This is a genomic window from Pseudoalteromonas sp. CO348 (genome assembly GCF_004208845.1).
GTDB lineage: Bacteria > Pseudomonadota > Gammaproteobacteria > Enterobacterales > Alteromonadaceae > Pseudoalteromonas > Pseudoalteromonas maricaloris.
The window spans coordinates 1-19,491 of record NZ_SGPI01000035.1 but is presented as its reverse complement, the minus strand read 5'-3'; the positions used below and the strand labels follow the sequence as shown (position 1 = coordinate 19,491).

Sequence of the window (19,491 nt, the reverse complement as noted above, 5' to 3'; positions counted from 1 at the left end):
CGTTAGCCCTTATCTAGCGTTTCACTATCAGGCAGTTCTGAGCGCTGCCATTCACTAAGTTTTTGATAGAGTTCATTAATATCAATGGGTTTTGCAATAAAATCATCCATGCCCGCCTGGATACATTTTTGTTTATCTTCCTCGTAGGCGTTGGCTGTTATCGCAATAATATGTGGATTGCCATAAATATTTGGCTCGTTTCTGATTGCTTTGGTACAAGCAAAACCATCCATATTCGGCATTTGGCAATCCATTAAAACCAAGGCATAGTTCTTCGCCTTCATCGCTACTAAGGCTTCGACTCCGTCGTCCACTTTGTCTAACAAGCAATGGGTTTTCTCGAGCAACTTACCAACAACCACTTGGTTAATTTTATTGTCCTCTACCAATAGAATATCAAGGCCGTTGAAATCAGGTGCCCCAACTTCTTGTTGCTCTCTCTTGACCCCCTGCCCTTTTGAGGCCGGAATATCTACATAGAATTGACTTCCAAGCCCAAGCTCACTGTGAATCCTTATCTCACCATGCATCGCTTCAACTAGTTTTTTAGAAATGGCTAAGCCAAGTCCAGTACCACCAAACTTTCTTGTGGTTGAAAGATCTGCTTGAGTAAACTCATGAAATAACGTTTCCTGCTGCGCTTTTGAAATGCCGATCCCAGTGTCAGCAACGGTAAACTTTAATATCCCACTATCATAATGGACGGAGAATGTGATCTGGCCTTTGTTGGTAAACTTTCCAGCATTGCTGAGTAAATTATTTACCACTTGTGATACACGTAGTTCATCTAACTCAAGGTATGTAGGTAGTTCACTACCCTTTTCGTACTTAAACTCAACGCCATATCTGACATTGGAAATTTTAAAAATGCTGACCAAACTGTCGAGCATTTCTTGCAAGTTCACAACTCGACGTTCTATTTTTAAAGCCCCCGCCTCGATTTTAGAATAATCCAAAATATCATTGAGGATAAGCATTAGATTCTTTGCCGATTGCCGTATAATTGTTATTTGGTCTGCCATCTCATTGCTAAGGCTTTGCTCTCTGATCAAGCTATCCGACATACCGATAATTCCATTTAACGGCGTTCTAATTTCATGGCTCATATTGGCGAGGAATCGGCTCTTGGAATGGTTGGCGGCATTAGCGGCTTCAACGGCTTTAGTTAGCTCTTCCGTTTTCTCAGCGACTTGCTGCTCTAACTCACGATTGAAGTCGGTAAGCTTGCGGTTAAGTCTTTCGTTTTCCAAGCTTGCTTGGTTTTGTTTTGTAAAACTCAGTGTTAGCTTAAACGCCAACTGATTGAACTGTTGCTGCAACTCAATTATTTCTAGAAAGCTGCTGTCTGCATTAGCCGAATTTTCGATTAAAGTTGAAGGTTCGTAAGCACGAATATCATGACTGAGCGCCACAATTGGACGCACCAACAATCGCGTGAGCTGACGGACAAAAATAGAGCTCAATACAATAATCGCAAGCGCAAGTCCCAATGCATCTGACCAAGCTTCAGCAGCAACTAAGTTAAGATATTTACGGTCGAGCATAGTGATAACTGACCATTCATATTGTTTAGATACCGCAGCCTGTTTAAATAAGATTTGCTCGGTAGAATCTTCAAAAGTTGAGGATTCCTTATCAAATAAGGCTTGCAACACCACATCACTTGGCATATCTAGGGTTTTAAACTCGGTCTTTAACGAACTATAAACGACCCTTTTGTGTTTATCCAACACAATCAAATTAGCATCTTCAGCAAGAATTTTTGGAATAAAGCGTTCAAACGAGCCAAATATTAAAGACCCTTCCACAATCCCCTTAAACTCTTCAGCGATAAAGATTGGTGCTGAAATTGCTACGATAGGTGCTTCATCAAAACCACGTCCTTGAAATATGCCTGAAACAAATCCTTCTGGGTATTCAGATGCTTTAATAAAATAATCTCTATCAGATACATTGGCATTTGTTCCCTTCATCGTATCAGCAAAATGCTGCGGATAAAGGTGAGTAACATTAGCATCTTTGTCCGCAACAATAGCGGTTCTAAAGTTTGCATGAGTTTTTAGCAAACGCTCGATAACATAGTCGGCATCAATCCCTAAGGATACATCTGTTGCGGATATCACCATCGCGCGACGATATGCATCAAGGTAGTCATCAATTTGAGCGACAATAGAACCAGAGGCTTCTTCAAGCTGTGTTTTTATCTCAGCTTCAATTCTTTTGTAGTAATTGTTTGTCAATACAACGGTTGTCATCAATACAACCAAAACGATAACAAGGTTGACGGTAGAATTAAGAATTTGATTGAGCGGCATCCCTTGCCACTTGCTGCGAGTAAAGAAAAAGCTCAGCAAGTCGACCACAGCGAGACAAATACCTGCATTGATTAGGTACTTAGCCAGTGCAGTAAATATAACGAGTAAAGGCAATTCGAGGGCAAAATAGCCGAAAATAAATAATGCAGGCAAACCCAACAAAATCCAATAAACGATACCCCGAACAAAAAATGGCTTGGCGAACCGGACACAAACAAAGTGAAGCCACAACACTTCGAAGAAAAAAACCACAGAGGGCCAAGCATGCTCCCATCGATACCAAATAAAGCCGGCACCAATAATCACAGCAATAATGGCATAGCGCCATCCGCATAGTAGCAGGATAAATAGTACAAACAGCTGGCCAAAAAGAAACTCAGAGCTATCCAAAAACCAAATTGGCAACAGATTGGCCAGCCCGCCTAATACACCTAAGACTAAAGTTATGATGAGCGCTTGCTTTTGATTCAAATGTTACACCACCGGTTTGTGATACTGCCTATGTATAACAATAAAAAATATTTTAAAACCTGCCAAGGTAGTGTAACAAATAACTAAAAAATATATCACACATTAGGATATGTTTACCCTAATGATGAGGGCAATCATGGCTCTCTATTTGTAGCACACTACTCAGTACATTAAAGGACTTTTTCAACGCTTCTTCCACTTCTACACGACACGCTGAATCATGAGATTCGATAGTACAGTGATGCTTTAATACCACATGTGCACCAACGACAACCGCCCCATCAATTTTGCTAACCGTAATATTATGGGCGCTTTCAACATGCTCGGTAGACACAATCGTTTTCTCAACTTCTTGAACCGTCGGCAAAACTTCTGGAGGTGTAGCAAGCCCTTTAAGACAAGCAATTATCACCTTAATACCTGTAAATAATACAAAGACGGAAATCAGCATGCTCGAGAGAATATCAACCACCTCCCAGCCTGTGAGGTGTATGATCACACCTGCGATAAATGTCGATATGGTGGACAGTAAATCAAAAAATGAGTGCAAGAAAACAGCGTAGACGTTAATACTGTCTTTACGGCCTTTGTACAACACCCAAGCGGAAGCGCCGTGAAATAAAAACCCAATTGCAGCAATCATAGACATTAAATAGCTGTTCACCTCTAGGTCATGACCACCCGCATGATGAGACAACCGCTCACTCCCTTCGAGTAAAATAATTACCGCAATTGAAAGGTAGAGGATGCCATTAATAAGCCCGCCAGTATATTCAGCTCGCTTGTAACCATCGTTATATGTTTTAGCAAGATAAACAGCCACACTTGACGCTATCAATGCGATAAACAAAGAACTATTGTGAACAAACAAGTGTCCAGCATCAGCCAATACTGCGAGAGAATTAGCGTAATAAGCACCAATAACTTGAATGATCATAAAAGAGCAAGTGATTGCAAGCGCAATCAGTAGTCTTCGGCGAGAAGCTTGGTGCGTAGTGATATCTGTCATGAAATGAGTCGTGTACCTAATTTAATATAAGATGCTACGTACAACCACAGCATAAGATGGAGCCACTTGACTAAATGCACCTCACCTTATCTTTTTATACCGTGTAGGAAAAAGCTGTGATTCAAAAATACAGAAATAAATCTAGAAATATACGTAGTTAACCTGAGCTTAGGGTAATTAATGCCTTTCTATCAGCCAGTTTTAGCGCTAACTGCGTTGAATTCACTTCCAATAGCCAGCTATTGGTGCGCAAATTCACCTAGTTATCACCAAAACTCTCCGGCTAGATAAACAAGTAATTTAATGTTACTTTAGAAACAATGAGTTAACTCATTCCTTATCCAAACCTCAGGTTAGTTATCGTTTAAACATTGCCCTAAATGGCAATGATATACAGTCTCAATTGTAACGTTTCCACGAGTTAAATGCACTAACATTTGCGGCTGTAACGGCCGACTTGATGGAATTTTAGCGCTTATCGCTTTTACTTGCGGAAAAGTACAATTAGATTTTCTCCAGTTGAGTCACAACGTCGTTTGCGATTTGCCTCAGTATTTCACAGTCAGCTTCACTCAACTCTCGGGGCTCTATGTCGATAACACACACGGTTCCAACGCGAAAACCGCTGGACAATATGATAGGCGCACCCGCATAAAATCGAATATTAGGGGCATTTAACACCAAAGGGTTGTCCATAAAGCGAGGATCTTCGAGCGTATCGGAAACTACGAATACCGTGTCTTCTAATATTGCATGGCCGCAAAATGAAACGTCACGAGACGTTTGCTCAGCATCTAATCCAAAGCGGGATTTAAACCACTGTCTGTCCTTGTCTACAAGACTCACCAATGCAATTGGAGCATCAAAAACATGGGCAGTAAATTGAGTAATTCGGTCCAATTCAAGTGTTGGTTTTGTATCGAGTATCGCAAGCTCCCTAAGCGCATGTAATCTGGCATGTTCGTTTTCAGGTAACTCAGGGATTTTCATAATCTACTTAATTAGACAGTGTTTATATTTCTACTATAGTTTGTTTTGTGAGATAACGCAGGTGGCAAATGTGAGCAAGTATTTTAAAATAATCTCCCTAACCCTTTTTTCCCTAGTCTGCTTGAGTGGTTTTTACCTTGAAATTAACGAGTTTAATAAAAATCGTGTGGTTCACCAGAGTCTGACTTTATACTACAACAACCTTTCCGCCCTAGATAGAGCGATTGAAGTGATCTTTAGTCTGCAGCGTGAACGCGGCATGTCCACGGGATTTAAGTCCGAGGAAGAACACGACGCGCGGCTACTTGCATATTATCAGGAAACGGACGAAAAAATAATAAGACTCACAGCTGAAAAACTCACAAGCATTAATAACTTCGATCAGTTTCAATTGACCATAAAAGACGATATACAAACACTGAGAAAGCTCAATAGACAAGCAAATATCAATCACGAGCAACTATTTCTTCGCTACACAATTTTGATAAATCACTTAATCGATACAGTCCGAACCATACAAACTGAGCAGTCCTTCATCCATAATTTTGGTAGCAACGAGGACAAAACACAGTATCAGAATATTCACACACTTATCAGAGCGATAGAGTTAGGGGGCAGACTCAGAGCTAAGATCAGCCGATACCTAACGGCAGATGAAGAGGCCACGAGATTAAGTGCAATGAGAAGCGCGCTACAATACTACGCCACTCATGTCACACTGATGGACAGCCTCAAAGATAATCAAAATACCGTACAGCTATACAATGCTGCTACGGCGTCTAGAGAGTATGACTATGTCACCTCAGCCCTAAACCGCTTTAGCCGTGGAGCTGAAGCCAACTTACCACACTATGTGTGGTGGGATAACAGTACTGCCTATTTGAACCTGCTCGCTAGTGGTAGCTTGAATTTACTTAAATATATGAAGGACTCAGCTGCTGCATCTATGCAAAAGTCACAAGAGCGAGCTCAAACCTCACTCATTATCTCTTTAACTATTGCACTGCTTTATATCATTTTAATTTGCCTATTGATTAAAGCGTTTACCGAATTAAAAATATATAAAACGGCACCGCTTAGAACACAAACTGCACAGCTCATTGTGATATTTTCGTCAGTACTTGCCGTGCTATTTGTGGAACATTTTGCAAGTCAAAAGCAGCTATTATATCTCTCTGAAGTGCAAACTCTTAGGCAGCTAAACAACCATTCATTAGAGCGTATCAACCACCTTAAAACGCTATGGTATAAGCCACATATAGAAAGCCTTAGATATGCCAGTATTAGCACCAATGCCGATCTCGCTAAACCATCTCAGTTGCAAACGCTAGACGTTAATAATCTTAATAACACTCCGTATGTAGACAAAAGCCAGATCGCGTCGTTTTATTCTCAATATCAAGAAAGTTTGCACCGTGGAGGGGTAGTTACACAAATCATAAGGGGTAATGATGGTCACCGTATATTGATTATGACGGGTCTTGGGCTATCCGATAAGGGGCTGACGCAAACACTGTATTGGTACGAAGCTCAACTAGATGTGTTACTTAGCAGCCTAGAACTCAGCCTTGATACTCGCCTAGAAAACGCATCAGGTTACTACACTAAGCAGGAAGTCGACGCGATTAAAATTAGCGGCACACATACTCCATTAAGCCAATTACTGCTTACTAATAATCTTGACCAAACCGACTTTCTAAGTGCAAAAATCTGGGATCAGGAGCTTCAAGTGGGTACCTATGCCTATTCACGTGAAGCATTTAATCAAGATCTCTTCTACACTATAGAAATTAAGTTTATCTGGCAGGTATTGTCATTAGTTGCATTTTGCTTATTTGGTTTAGCAATTAGCTATCGCGCCCAACAAAAAGCAAAATTAGACAAGCAAGCTGCAAAAGACGCTATCCAAAAGCGCCAAACTTTATTGAATTCATCTGAAAAGCTTGCCGCCATCGGCAGTTTTGAGGTGGCTGTTGGGCAACAACTAGCACATACCTCTGAAGGCTTTAGGACGCTGTTTAACTTAACTCCCGAACTTGAGTACCATAATTTAAAACCAATTATAAAATTGCTCGATAGTGACAATAGGAAGAAGTTGCAATCAAACTTACGTTCCTTAACTCACGATCAATCTAGTGAACTTCAATTGACAATAAGCGACGAGTCTTCAACTAGATATCTAAATGTAATTCTCAATTTAAAATACTACTCAAGTGAAAATTCGCAGTTTGTTGTCGGGGTTGTAAAAGATGTAACGAATCAAGTTAATGAAAGCAATCGCCAAAAGAGAATACAAAAGGAACTCGTCGCCGCGAGAAAAGAGGCCCTAGAAAAAATGCATGAAGCTGATGTGGAAAGAATGTCAGCGCAGCATTTACTTAAAGTCCAAAAGTCGACAGAAAAGCTGCTTCAAGAAGCCATTGATTCATTTCCAGCATTTATCCTGCTAATTGATGAAGACCAGCATATAGCTATGCTGAATCAGTTTAACGAACACATCAAAAGAACTGATCACAACGAATACCAATTCATGGGAAGCTCTCTCAACAAAGGCTCTGACGTTATAGCATTTATTACCCAGCTTCCAATGACAGACAATAGCGAATTATTGTCCATGTTAGAAGAGGCAAAAGACAAAGAACAATATCAAGCACTAACGACGTGCCAGTATGTCAGTGAAGATATCCTGCACTGGTTCAACGTGTTAGTGAAAAACATCACCACAGATTCAGGGAAATACACTCTCATCTACCAGAATGATATCACTAAAAGTATCAACTTTTCTGCAGAGCTTGAGCAAGCTCGCATAAAAGCAGAGCAAGCAAGTGAAGCAAAGTCTCGTTTCCTAGCAACAATGAGCCACGAGATAAGAACGCCGATGAACGGCGTGGTAGGCATGCTGGATATTCTTGCCCAATCTAACCTTGATCATGAGCAATCTCACCTCACCAAAGTCGCAAAAAGTTCAGCATTGGTGCTACTTCGAATAATTAACGACATATTAGACTTTTCAAAAATCGAAGCTGGAAAAATGCAACTTGAATCAACACCATTTAGCTGGCAAGAAATTATTAAAGAACTCGCGGAGCTCCTTGCATATCAAGCGGACTCTAAAAAGCTCAAGCTTGCCTTTTATCTTTCGCCACAGTTACCGAATTGGCAATTAGGAGATCCGGTCAGACTACGCCAAATTTTATTAAATCTAATCGGTAACGCGTTGAAATTCACCAAAACTACCGCCACAGCCTCCGGCTTTGTAGAAGTGACTATTGGGCGCTCTCCCGATGATGGTTATATGGAAATTAGCGTGAAAGACAATGGTAAAGGTATGTCCGAAGAACAAGTCGAAAACCTTTTTAAGCCATTTGTTCAAGCAGATAGCAGTATTCAACGCCAATATGGCGGTACCGGACTGGGCCTTTCCATTACCCACAAACTTGTTTCCATGATGGAGGGGGAAATTGACTGTAGAAGCCTAGAGGGTTTTGGCAGCAACTTTATTGTTACTCTGCCATACTGTGAAGTGCCAAAACAAACCAGCGCTATTAGCTTAACCTTAGACAGACTAAAAATTGCCGTAGTGGGCGACGAGGACAAATTTGAAAAAGACCTGCAAAATCAACTTCGCATCTATGAAGCCCAATGTGAAATATTCCCTCGAGAACTGTTTAATGCGCAACTAATTGATAGTCAACAATTTGATTATCTCGTTATCACTGCAGAAGCCTTCCAACAACTCACTACAGAAGGAAAAGAAGTTTTCATCGCGGAAAGCGAGTGCAAGTATATTTTGCTAGACAATAATCAGGATAAGCTTCCGCATGCAAATAATATCAACGTCTCAAACCTCGCGCTATATCCTTATTACGCTTATAAAGTCGTTTCACACATCGCCACCTTAGAAGGGCTAATCGACAGTGAATCAACAAATGACGACAGCGATACTAAATTTAAGACATTGCCTACAATTAGTGATGCCCAAGCACTTAACAAACTAATCTTAGTCGTTGAGGACAATGTTTATAATCAGGATTTATTCAAAAGACAACTGGCACTGCTAGGCTATCAATGCATTATCGCCGACAATGGTAAAGTTGCCTTACAGCTGCTCGAACAGTATCACTTTTCGCTTATTATTTCGGATTGCCATATGCCAGTGATGGATGGCTATGAATTCACGAAACAGCGTCGCGAGCATGAACGTGAACGCAATCTAGAGCACATTCCTATCATTGCAGCAACGGCTAATGCGTTAGACGGTGAGAAAGATATTTGCTTTAACGCCGGGATGGACGATTACATTGCAAAGCCCATTGTCTTGCAAAAATTAAACAAAAAGCTAAAAAAATGGTTTTCGAGCAACATTCCAACATGCAACCAAGAAGCGGAGAATGCTCCCTCACTGATGGAGGAGCTAGATGCGCCAACCAGACATATCGACTTGGTGATACTCAGTGAATATGTAGGTACAGATAAAGAGTTACAGAGTATTTTCTTAAGAAGCTTTGTTGACGACACAAAAAAACTGTTACAAGGGGTAGACCTAGAACATCCTGAAAGTGTCAAGAATATTGCACATCAAGGAAAAACCTCGGCAAAAGCAGTCGGCGCAACACAACTCTCTGAAAAAATGGCAGAACTTGAGCATGCTGCAAGTGAGGGTAAGCAGATAAAAATTGAAAATTTATTGAATCAATGTTTGATGCTTTTTGATAATGCACAAGCTGAAATCGCTTCTATACTTAATGTGGAAGATCTAACTTAACACGTGCTAAAAATTCAGGTCTAGTATGTATGATAAATGAAAAGCACCTTATTATTGCGATTGATGATAGCGAGCTTATTCTTACGCAATTGCAATTGTTGATTTCTAACCAGACACCATGCACTTTTAAAGGGTTTAATAGCGGCCTATCTGCATTAGAAAGTCAAGAGCTCCATCAAGCTTCCCTTATTTTGCTTGATATCAACATGCCGCAAATGGATGGTGTAGAGATATTGCGGAAATTTGCCGAACTAAGCATCCAAGCACCTATCGCATTACTAAGTGGCGAAAAAGGCCTATTTATCAAAAATACCGCTGCGCTGGCTGAGCTTCATGGCCTCACCATTATATCTAGTTTAGAAAAGCCACTCTCTGCAACCAAACTTAAAGAACTTTACAGTCAGCTCCAGTCTCAAAATACATCCACCAAGTCCCAACACGCACTACAAAACTATAGTAAAGATGAGATCTATGAGGGGTTATTGCGAGAAGAGTTTTGTGCTTATTTCCAACCAAAAGTCGCAAGTCCATCCGGTGCAATTATTGGCGCAGAAGTACTTGCGAGATGGCATCATAATACCGATGGCACTGTGCCACCTTCACAGTTTATCGCGACAATGGAAGAGCATAATCTTATTCATTTGCTTTCATATAGTTTATTAAAACAGACTTTGTCCTTGCTTAGCTATAATCGAGATATTCTTAAATCGCTTCAATTCAGTATTAATTTGAGCGTTAAAGAGCTTGAAGATATAAAACTCCCAGAAAAACTCGAGTCCATTTGCGAAGAGTATTGCACACCTACCTCTCAAATCACTTTAGAGTTAACTGAAAGTCACTTGTTAGATAACATCAAGCGCGCGCTTGATGTGTTGCTGCGTTTAAAACTTAAAGGCTTTAAGCTGTCTATTGACGACTTTGGTACTGGATATTCTTCTATTAAGCAACTTAACGAGCTGCCGTTTGATGAACTCAAAATCGATAGATGCTTCGTTGATGGCTGTTCAACGCAACCCAACAAACGCGTCATTATCGCGAGCACCTGTGAGATGGCTCACCAACTTGGACTAGAAGTCGTCGCTGAGGGTGTCGAAGAGGTTGAGGACCTCGTCGTTGTACAGAGCTACGAAGTAGAATCGGTTCAAGGCTACTATTACTACCCACCTTGTACGCCATCGGAGTTTTTGCAAACTGTCTCAGAATCCGCATTGCAAAAGTCTCATTCTAGTAAATAATTAAAACTAATGGGCTTTGTTGTACTCTCATAGTCAGAGGGAATCTATGCATAAAAAAGACGTTGAACACGCACAACGACATCCAAAAGTGATTATTATTTGCGACGATCCTGCAGAAATGACTGGCGTTGTCGATATTGTCGCTTCTCAAGTCAATGAATACCGTACTCTCACTAGTCATAAAGAAGTAGCAGAAGTGCTAACTGAGTCTCCACCTGATGTCATCGTTATTGCTCGAAAAACGGTAGCAAAAAGTGTCGAAATCTATAGCTTGCTCGCTAAGCACGGCTTACTTAACTATGCTCATGAGAATATTTTACTGTGTGAAAATAAAGAATCAGGCGTGGCCTTTCGGTGTTGTATGAAAGGTATTTTTACCGATTACTTTGTCTACAAACCTATGTATGAGAACTACCGATTTCGTATGATCCTACATAATGCCTTGGTTCGCACGGAAGGTACATCTGAAGTTGCCAAAATCAGAGAGGAACATTTTGGTCGCATAGATGACAAGCTAAAGCAATTGATTGATGATGCAGCCTTGTACCACCAAAAAGCGGATGAGACGCTACAAACAGTAAGACGTAATCTCGACAATGAGAAAGGGATTAATAAAGTTCAAGATGACTTGCTAAATGAATTAAAACAAAAACATTTATCACCACTGTTGGATGAATTAGAACATCAGCTTGCTGAGAGTGTTCATGAATTAACGAAGCGATTAAAAGACAAACAATTCTCTATCGCTGAGCTTACTGCATTGCTGAGCGAAAAAGACAACTCTAAGTGCGCGCAATTAGCGCAAAATGTATTGCCAGTAGGTGATACGGGTGAAGTCGATGTCAGCGAACCACAAGCACTTGAAACCAAGCAAGAAGAAGTAAAAATAATGGTGGTAGAAGACAACGAAATCTACCGTGAAATGATAGCCAAGATCCTACGTGATGAGGGGTATAAAGTAGACTGTGAAACCAGTGGGTTAGGCGCTATAAAAACATTGAGAAAGCATAAATTCACCATGGTATTTATGGATTTATTTATGCCAGAGCTTGATGGCTACAATACAACCAAAAATATTCGCAATATTCCACATTGTAAAAAACTTCCTATCATTGCGCTAACTAGCAATAAAAACAAAGATATAATCAGAAAGTGGGCGTCTTTGGGGCTCACAGGGTACATCACCAAACCGTCTACCAAATCATCTATTTTAAAAGCTGTGGAAAAAGCACTTACGGAAAACCAATAAGTTGCGTAAAGTACAAATCAGCAAACATTATCAAATCGAGTTCTGCCATGATAAGCCATATCAGCTCTGACGTAAGTTTCGGAGTTGTAATTGGCCGCATAAACCAACAACGAAGTGAACGATGACTAGAAAAGCAACGACCCAGAGCCATTACACTACTCGCTTAAATATTGTTATTGATTACATCTATAACAATATTAATTGCGAACTTGATGTGATCACGCTTGCTGATCAATGCCATATGTCGACTTATCACTTTCACCGTGTTTATCGCTCAATCGCAGGGGAAACCATCAATGCAACCGTGAGAAGAATGCGACTGCATGTTGCCGCAGGTATGTTAATTCGCACCCAAGACTCCATTGCAAAGGTGGCTGAGCAAACCGGCTACGCAAGTATTGAAGCATTTAGCCGAGCATTTTCTCAACGATATAAGCAACCACCTAGCCTATTTCGCCAACAAGAACAGGCCAAGGCAAAAGGCTGTGCGGCCGAGTTTTATATCATTAAGGTAGATGAGGATTCGAATATGTTTAATGTAGAAATAGGCAGTAATGAGCAAATGATGTTAATCGGACTTGAGCACCATGGCGATTACATGCAAATCGGTCAAGCATTTGAGAAGTTAAACGTACTGGCGCAACAACAAGGCTTATTAGGTGAAGATACGCGTTTCTTTGGTGTGTATTTTGACGACCCAAAAACCGTCGAGGAAAGCAAACTGAAATCAATGGCAACAATTTTAGTGCCAAAGACAACAACATCTCTCCCAGAGGGGCTTTGTGAATTCGCCATTCCATCGGGCAAAACCGCTAGCCTACTTTACCAAGGTGACTATGCTTCTCTTGAAACGCCTTACGAGTATCTGTTTGGACAATGGTTACCTAACAGTGAGTTTGAACCTGCCGATGTGCCTGTTATCGAAGAGTACTTAAATGATGTCAGAGATACACCACCACACGAGCTTCTTACTCGTATCACTTGTTACATTAAATAACTGATTTTTTATCCTGTTCAGGAATAACTAATCTAAACGTGACAAAGCATCGACTGCTTAGAAAGAAAAAGGAGGGACTTCCCTCCTTTTTCTTTGTGAACCAATTAGAACCTATAGTTAAAGCTCAACTTAGCATTACGCTCGTTGCCAGGCATGCCACCTAGGAACAATGCTTTGCTGTAATAGCGCTCATCAGTTAGGTTTTCAAGGTTTAGCTGAATATCGAACTGTTCAGCATCGAACTTAATTGCAGCATCCCAGCGGGTATAACCATCAATGGTTGCCGTAGGCAGACCGAAAGAAACAGAGTTAATTGTTCGTTCACTCTCATAGTTAATGCCAAGACTGTACTCTAGCGCCCCCTCAAACCAATCTACGGGTTGAGTATATTTAACCCACGTGCTGGCAAACTTTTTCGGCACTCCTTTCATTTGGCCTGAGCGTTCATTCGAACGGATCTCAACCGCATCTTGATAGGTTGCGTTCATGTTCACACTGATTTGGTCGTTCAATGCTAAATTTAAGTCAAGTTCTACACCTTTTGACTCATCTTCATCATCGAAGAAATAGCGTGGAACACTCACATTGTAGTCTTCACCAGGCTGCTCGTTATACTCAGGATTGTTATACATTAGGTTTGTGCGTTTAGTTTCAAACCACACTAATGACCCCAATAAATCTTCGTCAAACGCAGTAAAACGCACACCAATATCTAACGTTTCAGATTCCGAGTCAGGTCTGTTTTTACGGTTCGCATCAGCTTCATTTTCTAGGCTACCCAGTACACTGTATGCAGTACGACCCTTTGCCATATTTACAAAAACAGAAAGCTGAGAAGTCACTTGATAATTCAAGCCAATATTATACGTCATACCAGCATCATCAGTGTCCAGCTCTTCACTCTCTTCAGGTGAACGGTCAGTGCCTAAATGCTGATATTTTTGTTCAACGCTAGTATATGCAAGGCCAGCACGAGCAGTTAGTGCATCAGTGATATACACCACTTCTTGTGCACTAATGCCATACGCCGTAAGTGTTTTATCGTAGTTACTACGTAGCGATGGGTTATAATCCTCGAATTCGCCTGTCGGCCAGTTTGGCTCGCGAATATCTAAGATAAATGGAATTGAGCCTTTGCCATCGGCATCATATGCAGACCAACTTTTTAAGCGCATATCACGATTTTCATAGTTAACGCTAACTAAGTGCTCACCGCTCAAAGAACCCATATCCCAAGTTAACTGTAAATCGGCAAAGTACTGCCAAGTTTTTTCGCTGGCAACTTGACGGCGATACTCTTGACGGCGAGCTGCATAAGGATATAGCACATCATCAATCACAAGCGGGGCTCTTGGGTTTGCATTGATCACACCATTGCGCTCCCAATAAACATAATTATAAGCACCTGTTTGGCGAACAAAATCCGAATCGTAACTACGCCATAATATCTGCTGGGTTAGCTTTGAGCTGCGATTTAAGTACCAATCGTGACGAAGCTTTATCCGTAACTCTTCACCTTCATTAGGACGAGATAAAGGAGAAATAAGATTCCCATCGCCAAGATTGAAAGGCTTTAAGCCATCGCCAATACGGATTGACTCAGCAAGTTGCGCGCGCTGTTCATCATTCAGTTGTACACCTAACCACTTACCTTTCTCAGCATCATATTGTGGGTCATTTGGCAAGCGATCAGCTGTAACTAGTCCTGGTTGCCCAGTAATGCTATCCCAGTTAATAATCCGTACCGGATCGCCAATTGAATCTACTTGTTGTGAGTCATCAATATAAGCCGTTGAAAGTAAAAATGAGTGCTCGCTGCTTGGGTCGAAACGTAAGCTTGCATAAATTTCGTCTCTATTTGATTCTAGATCTCGATAGCCGTCGCTACGCTCATGGTTTGCAACAACACGGTAGGCAAGCTGGTCAGTAATTGCATCTGTAAAATCAACGCCCAAGCCATAAGTATTCCATGCACCCACTTTACCGTTAATTGAGAGCGCCTGTTCAAATTGCGGCTTTTTCTCGACTAAGTTGACTACACCACCTGCTGCACCAATACCATAAAGGCCAGTAGCAGGACCTTTTAACACTTCAATACTTTCGATGTTGGTTAAGGAGCGTGTTGGGTTAAAGCTGTTCCCTAAGTCAGCACCACCATACATACCATCATAGGTATAGTTTACGCCTAGACCACGAACCATTAGCGAATCACCAATGCCGTAGTTATTACCTGCCTGAGATAAACCACTTACGTTGCGTAGTGCTTCTTGTAAAGTCGCTGCGCTTTGCGAATCTAGTAGCTCTTTGTCAACAACAACAACCGCTGCGGGGGTCTGCATAAGATCCAAATTAGACTTAGTTGCAGTTCCAGATTGCAAAATAATTTTATTATGTTTGCCATAGACACTGATTTTTTCTATGTCTTCAGAAGCGAAAGCCGTTGTGCTTGCACCAAGTAAAGCCAACTTAACCGCAACGCATGAGGCGGAAAGAACAGAAGAGCGAGAGTATTGCATTTTTTAACTCCAAACTACGCAATTGGATCTTTCTGAAATAGCCACGAATACCTATTTCAGAAAATAATTTATCAGAGAGGGGGCGAAGTTTAGCAAAACAATAGTAATGATAACAACTATCATTTACATTTTAAATTTGTAATGTTTTTTGCAATACACGCAAAGATGATAATAAAGTGTAACGGATGGATATTTTTATTTAGCGAGAGTAATCTAACTTCGTTATTTCCTCGCTTCGCGGCTTACCCAATTTTGTAAACCGCATTAGATTAAAACAATCCTAGCAGCGTCGGATATAACTCATAACAGGTGAAGCTCACTTCAAGCCCAATCAAGACTAAAAGAAAACTGACCAGATGCCCTACTTTTACTTTTGAACAAACATAAGCCCCTAACGGAGCACCAACGACTACAATCGGTATTGCCGCTAGCAAATAGCCGTTTATTTCACTGGTGATCGTATTGAGGTGCCACGCATTGATGCTACTTCCGATCAATGAGGTAAACGTCATCACCACGACAGAGGTTGCAGTCGCCTTTTTCACATCTGCATTATAAGCGATCACCAACAAGGCAAAGAGTGCAATATCTGCACCCGACCCTACTAATCCACTCGCGATACCTCCGATTAACGCTACGGCCATAAAGCGTAGCATTTTAGGCTGGATAAACTCACTGCTTGGTTGGTGATGTGCCTTACGCCACCATCTCAAAATCAGTGTTAGTGCAAAGCAGAGCAACAAAAAACTAAAAATAGACTTAACGAGAAGCCTTGGTGCCAGAGGCGCGATATACAATAGGCTGAGCGTTACACCAAGCGCAGCCATTGGCAACGCCATTAAAATAACGTTTTTATATACTGGAATACGGCGACAGAAAATAGTAATGGTCGCGGCCGTCATACCAAAGCTTTGTATCGCGAGAGAAAATACCTTGGCAGTAGCGGGGTCTATGTCTAATAATTTAGTCATCACAGGAAACGCAACGGCGCCACCACCTAATGCCGTTCCACCAGCCACAAACGATCCCAACGCCATGGTAAGCGCAATATGGGATTCACTGATAATTTGGCCAAGTGCCTGATAAAAGCCTTGTACCCAGATCAACGTAGCGTACACACCCAGTGTAAAAAATAACGGCCACATTGTCGGTTTTGTTATTCGTTGCAACATCATTCATCCATTACTCTAAGAGCCTTTCCTTACCATTACAGTTACCTTGCTCGCATTGCCTTTGAGCGAACGCAATTAAACATGATGAGCACATTTTTTTCAAATTAATTTTACATTAAACATCACTCTATCTAGTCTGCAAGAAACACATCCTCAATAGTTGAAACGTACGCCTATCTCCCTTATTATAACTATAAATAATTACTTATTACTTTTTGTTATATCGGTAATTTGCTTATACCTAAAGGCTCAGTCATGACAGTAGAAACGGTGTTACCTCAAATATATCTAGATGCTAATGCAACAACCCCTGTATTAGAGCAAGCAGCAGACGCAGCATTGGTTACCATGAAAACCATGTTTGGCAACCCCAGCAGCAGCCATATTACAGGCCTTCAAGCGAAGCAACTGATGGAGCACACTCGCCAAAAAGCACGTGCTGTTTTAGGTTCTGGTCATGGTCGAGTGATCTTCACCAGCGGCGCAACCGAGGGCATCCAGACCGGCATACTATCAGCCCTTTGTGAAGCAAAAAAGAAGATACAGCCAAACAAAAAATATACGCTACTTTACGGGGCTACTGAACACAAAGCAGTGCCTGAATCACTCAAACATTGGAATCAAATTTTAGAAATTAATGCCGATGTCAAAGCCATCCCGGTTGATGGTGCAGGTAATCTGGATTTAGCGTTTATCGCCAGTGAAGTGCCTAATGCGCTAATGATTTGCACTATGGCTGTTAATAATGAAACCGGTGTATATCAAGACCTGAACAAATTAGAAGAAGTAATAAGAAAGCATAATTCAGATATTTTTTGGATGGTTGACTGTGTACAAGCCCTAGGAAAACGCAGCTTAAACCTAGCAAGAACAACAATTGACTATGCACCTTTTAGCGGCCATAAGCTATATGCACCAAAAGGCATCGGTTTTGTTTATATTCGAGAAACCGCGCCGTTTACGCCATTTATTGCAGGAGGCGGTCAAGAGAGCGGTTTACGCTCAGGAACAGAAAACTTACCAGGCCTTGCCGCACTGAATGTGATTTTTGACGAACTGCTAAAAGAAAATGACAGCCAATTTGCAAGCGTAGATAAGCTACACGATTTTCGCAATCAGCTGGCGCAAACACTTAAAGATGCGTTCCCGACAATTGTATTTAATAATCAATTCAGTAATAGCGTTCCAACTACACTAAACTTTGCAATTCCGGGATTTAGCTCAAAAGAAATCATGGATTTGTTCGACGCAGCAAACATCCGTGTCAGCTCGGGTTCAGCGTGCAGTTCAAAGGTAACGCGCAGTTTTGTGCTAGATGCCATGGGACTCCCTGTATGGCAAAGCGAATCGGCTATTCGACTGTCTTTTGGCCCTGCCACAACCCAAACTGAAATAGACGCGGCGTGTGAGCGCATTCTCCATTGTGCTCAGGCACTCGGTCACAGCTGTCTCATGCAAGCGGCGAATGGCGTTAACAATAAAGAAGCACTTGACGGCCTAGTACAATTTAAAGTGGGTGGTGCATGCTGTTGGCTGTTTGCAGATAAGCAGTCAAAAACGGCGATTATTATCGATCCACTTCCTGAGCTGGTAGAACGTCTTAATACGATACTGGAATGCCAGCAGCTGACACTGCTCGCCGCACTTGATACTCATGGGCACGCTGATCACGAATCGAGTCGAACCGCACTGAATTTACCAAAGCAAGCATGTAACCATTTAGGCTGGCCTACTCAAGCTACACAAATTGAATTTAAAGGCCAGTCACTTGAAGCGCTAGCTATTGGTCATTTCCGTCTTGCAAAACTAGCCACCCCAGGACATACGGAAGATAGCGTCACCTTTATGCTATTGGAGCAACAGCAAAGTGAGTACACCATTAGATACGTTTTTTGTGGTGACCTAATCCTGATGGGAGCACTAGGTAGAACCAACTTCTCCACCAGCTCATCACAAGCGATGCTGCACAGTATTCAGCTACTTGCTCAACTTATCGAAACCGATACTTTGTTATGTCCAAGCCACGACTACAACAATGAGTTTGCAACTACCCTAGCGGCAGAGTGTAATCGCAATTTGCTATTAAACAGTGTGCTTCAACATGACGTTGCAGTTGATGTATTTGTCGAGAAAAAGGCACAAATAGACAAAAACATTGTTGATGAGGCTGGCAGTGAGATCATGTGTGGCGCAGCGATTTGCAATAAAAACCAATTTGAATTGCACGAGTACACTACAAAAGAGCTCAATGCTCACATCGCTAACAACGAAGGTGTGCTGTTAATTGATATACGTGAACCGCATGAATATGCCCTAAACCACGACAGAGCATTTGATCAAAATGTGCCCCTCACCCGCCTTACTGACTTTATTTGCAAACATAGTCAAGACAAGTCGAAAGAGTTGGTGTTGGTGTGCCGCAGCGGCAGCCGTTCACAAGTTGCCGCACAAGCACTAGCACGACTCGGCTTTCATAATATCGGACATTTAAAAGGAGGGTATGCACTCATTCCATCAGCATAACCTGCCCTATTTCCTTTCTAAAGCCCCTACAGCACTTGCTATGGGGCTTTTTTGATCTCACTTTTTAACACTACCGTATGAATACTAAAAATGACTAATACCAATTCGCTTAATTAAGTGATCTATTCTGAGGCGAGAAAATCTTGTCGATAACCAGACGAAAATTTTGCTATTTAACCTGAGGTTTGGATAAGGAATGTTCCAACTCATTGTTGCTAAAGCACAACTTAGTTTTTTCCTTGTCTAGCC

General features: G+C 41.4%; 10 protein-coding genes. 5 read left to right on the top strand and 5 right to left on the bottom strand.

Annotated features, from left to right (window positions below):
• Positions 1-2: 2 nt before the first annotated feature.
• The 3 genes from EXT48_RS18425 to EXT48_RS18415 form a co-directional block, all read right to left on the bottom strand.
• Entirely contained in the window at positions 3-2,786 is a 2,784-nt protein-coding gene (locus EXT48_RS18425; protein ID WP_130165314.1) for a hybrid sensor histidine kinase/response regulator, read from the bottom strand.
• Positions 2,787-2,904: 118 nt separating this feature from the next.
• Positions 2,905-3,795: a cation diffusion facilitator family transporter gene (locus tag EXT48_RS18420; protein WP_039491675.1), complete on the bottom strand. Its 891-nt coding sequence runs from the start codon at positions 3,793-3,795 to the stop codon at positions 2,905-2,907.
• Between the two features lie 504 nt (positions 3,796-4,299).
• Positions 4,300-4,785, bottom strand: a complete 486-nt coding sequence (locus tag EXT48_RS18415) for a GAF domain-containing protein (RefSeq protein ID WP_130165313.1) — start codon at positions 4,783-4,785, stop codon at positions 4,300-4,302.
• A gap of 70 nt (positions 4,786-4,855) precedes the next feature.
• On the opposite strand from EXT48_RS18415, the gene EXT48_RS18410 reads away from it, so the two are divergent.
• The 4 genes from EXT48_RS18410 (at position 4,856) to EXT48_RS18395 (ending at position 13,031) form a co-directional block, all read left to right on the top strand.
• Positions 4,856-9,550 carry an ATP-binding protein gene (locus EXT48_RS18410; RefSeq protein ID WP_130165312.1) on the top strand — a complete coding sequence of 1,565 codons (4,695 nt, stop codon included), beginning with the start codon at positions 4,856-4,858 and terminating at the stop codon, positions 9,548-9,550.
• A 29-nt stretch (positions 9,551-9,579) separates the two neighbouring features.
• On the top strand, positions 9,580-10,785 hold the full coding sequence (locus EXT48_RS18405; RefSeq protein ID WP_130165311.1) for an EAL domain-containing protein: 1,206 nt from the start codon (positions 9,580-9,582) through the stop codon (positions 10,783-10,785).
• 46 nt (positions 10,786-10,831) lie between these two features.
• A complete protein-coding gene (locus EXT48_RS18400; RefSeq protein ID WP_039491679.1) occupies positions 10,832-12,034 on the top strand; it encodes a response regulator in 1,203 nt (400 codons plus the stop codon).
• A 121-nt stretch (positions 12,035-12,155) separates the two neighbouring features.
• Positions 12,156-13,031 carry a GyrI-like domain-containing protein gene (locus tag EXT48_RS18395; protein ID WP_130165310.1) on the top strand — a complete coding sequence of 292 codons (876 nt, stop codon included), beginning with the start codon at positions 12,156-12,158 and terminating at the stop codon, positions 13,029-13,031.
• 104 nt (positions 13,032-13,135) lie between these two features.
• Here the strand turns inward: EXT48_RS18395 and EXT48_RS18390 are convergent, their stop codons facing one another.
• Positions 13,136-15,547: a TonB-dependent siderophore receptor gene (locus tag EXT48_RS18390; RefSeq protein ID WP_130165309.1), complete on the bottom strand. Its 2,412-nt coding sequence runs from the start codon at positions 15,545-15,547 to the stop codon at positions 13,136-13,138.
• A gap of 269 nt (positions 15,548-15,816) precedes the next feature.
• Positions 15,817-16,722: a sulfite exporter TauE/SafE family protein gene (locus EXT48_RS18385; RefSeq protein ID WP_239360048.1), complete on the bottom strand. Its 906-nt coding sequence runs from the start codon at positions 16,720-16,722 to the stop codon at positions 15,817-15,819.
• A gap of 252 nt (positions 16,723-16,974) precedes the next feature.
• Here EXT48_RS18385 and EXT48_RS18380 point away from each other — a divergent pair, with 252 nt between their 5' ends.
• Positions 16,975-19,242 carry an aminotransferase class V-fold PLP-dependent enzyme gene (locus tag EXT48_RS18380; protein ID WP_130165308.1) on the top strand — a complete coding sequence of 756 codons (2,268 nt, stop codon included), beginning with the start codon at positions 16,975-16,977 and terminating at the stop codon, positions 19,240-19,242.
• Positions 19,243-19,491: the final 249 nt, after the last annotated feature.

Excerpts from the sequence above, each read along its gene's own strand:
- EXT48_RS18405 (WP_130165311.1), top strand. The coding sequence starts at position 9,580 with ATGATAAATGAAAAGCACCTTATTATTGCGATTGATGATAGCGAGCTT.
- EXT48_RS18415 (WP_130165313.1), bottom strand. The coding sequence starts at position 4,785 with ATGAAAATCCCTGAGTTACCTGAAAACGAACATGCCAGATTACATGCG.
- EXT48_RS18380 (WP_130165308.1), top strand. The coding sequence starts at position 16,975 with ATGACAGTAGAAACGGTGTTACCTCAAATATATCTAGATGCTAATGCA.
- EXT48_RS18420 (WP_039491675.1), bottom strand. The coding sequence starts at position 3,795 with ATGACAGATATCACTACGCACCAAGCTTCTCGCCGAAGACTACTGATT.
- EXT48_RS18395 (WP_130165310.1), top strand. The coding sequence starts at position 12,156 with ATGACTAGAAAAGCAACGACCCAGAGCCATTACACTACTCGCTTAAAT.
- EXT48_RS18390 (WP_130165309.1), bottom strand. The coding sequence starts at position 15,547 with ATGCAATACTCTCGCTCTTCTGTTCTTTCCGCCTCATGCGTTGCGGTT.
- EXT48_RS18400 (WP_039491679.1), top strand. The coding sequence starts at position 10,832 with ATGCATAAAAAAGACGTTGAACACGCACAACGACATCCAAAAGTGATT.
- EXT48_RS18385 (WP_239360048.1), bottom strand. The coding sequence starts at position 16,722 with ATGATGTTGCAACGAATAACAAAACCGACAATGTGGCCGTTATTTTTT.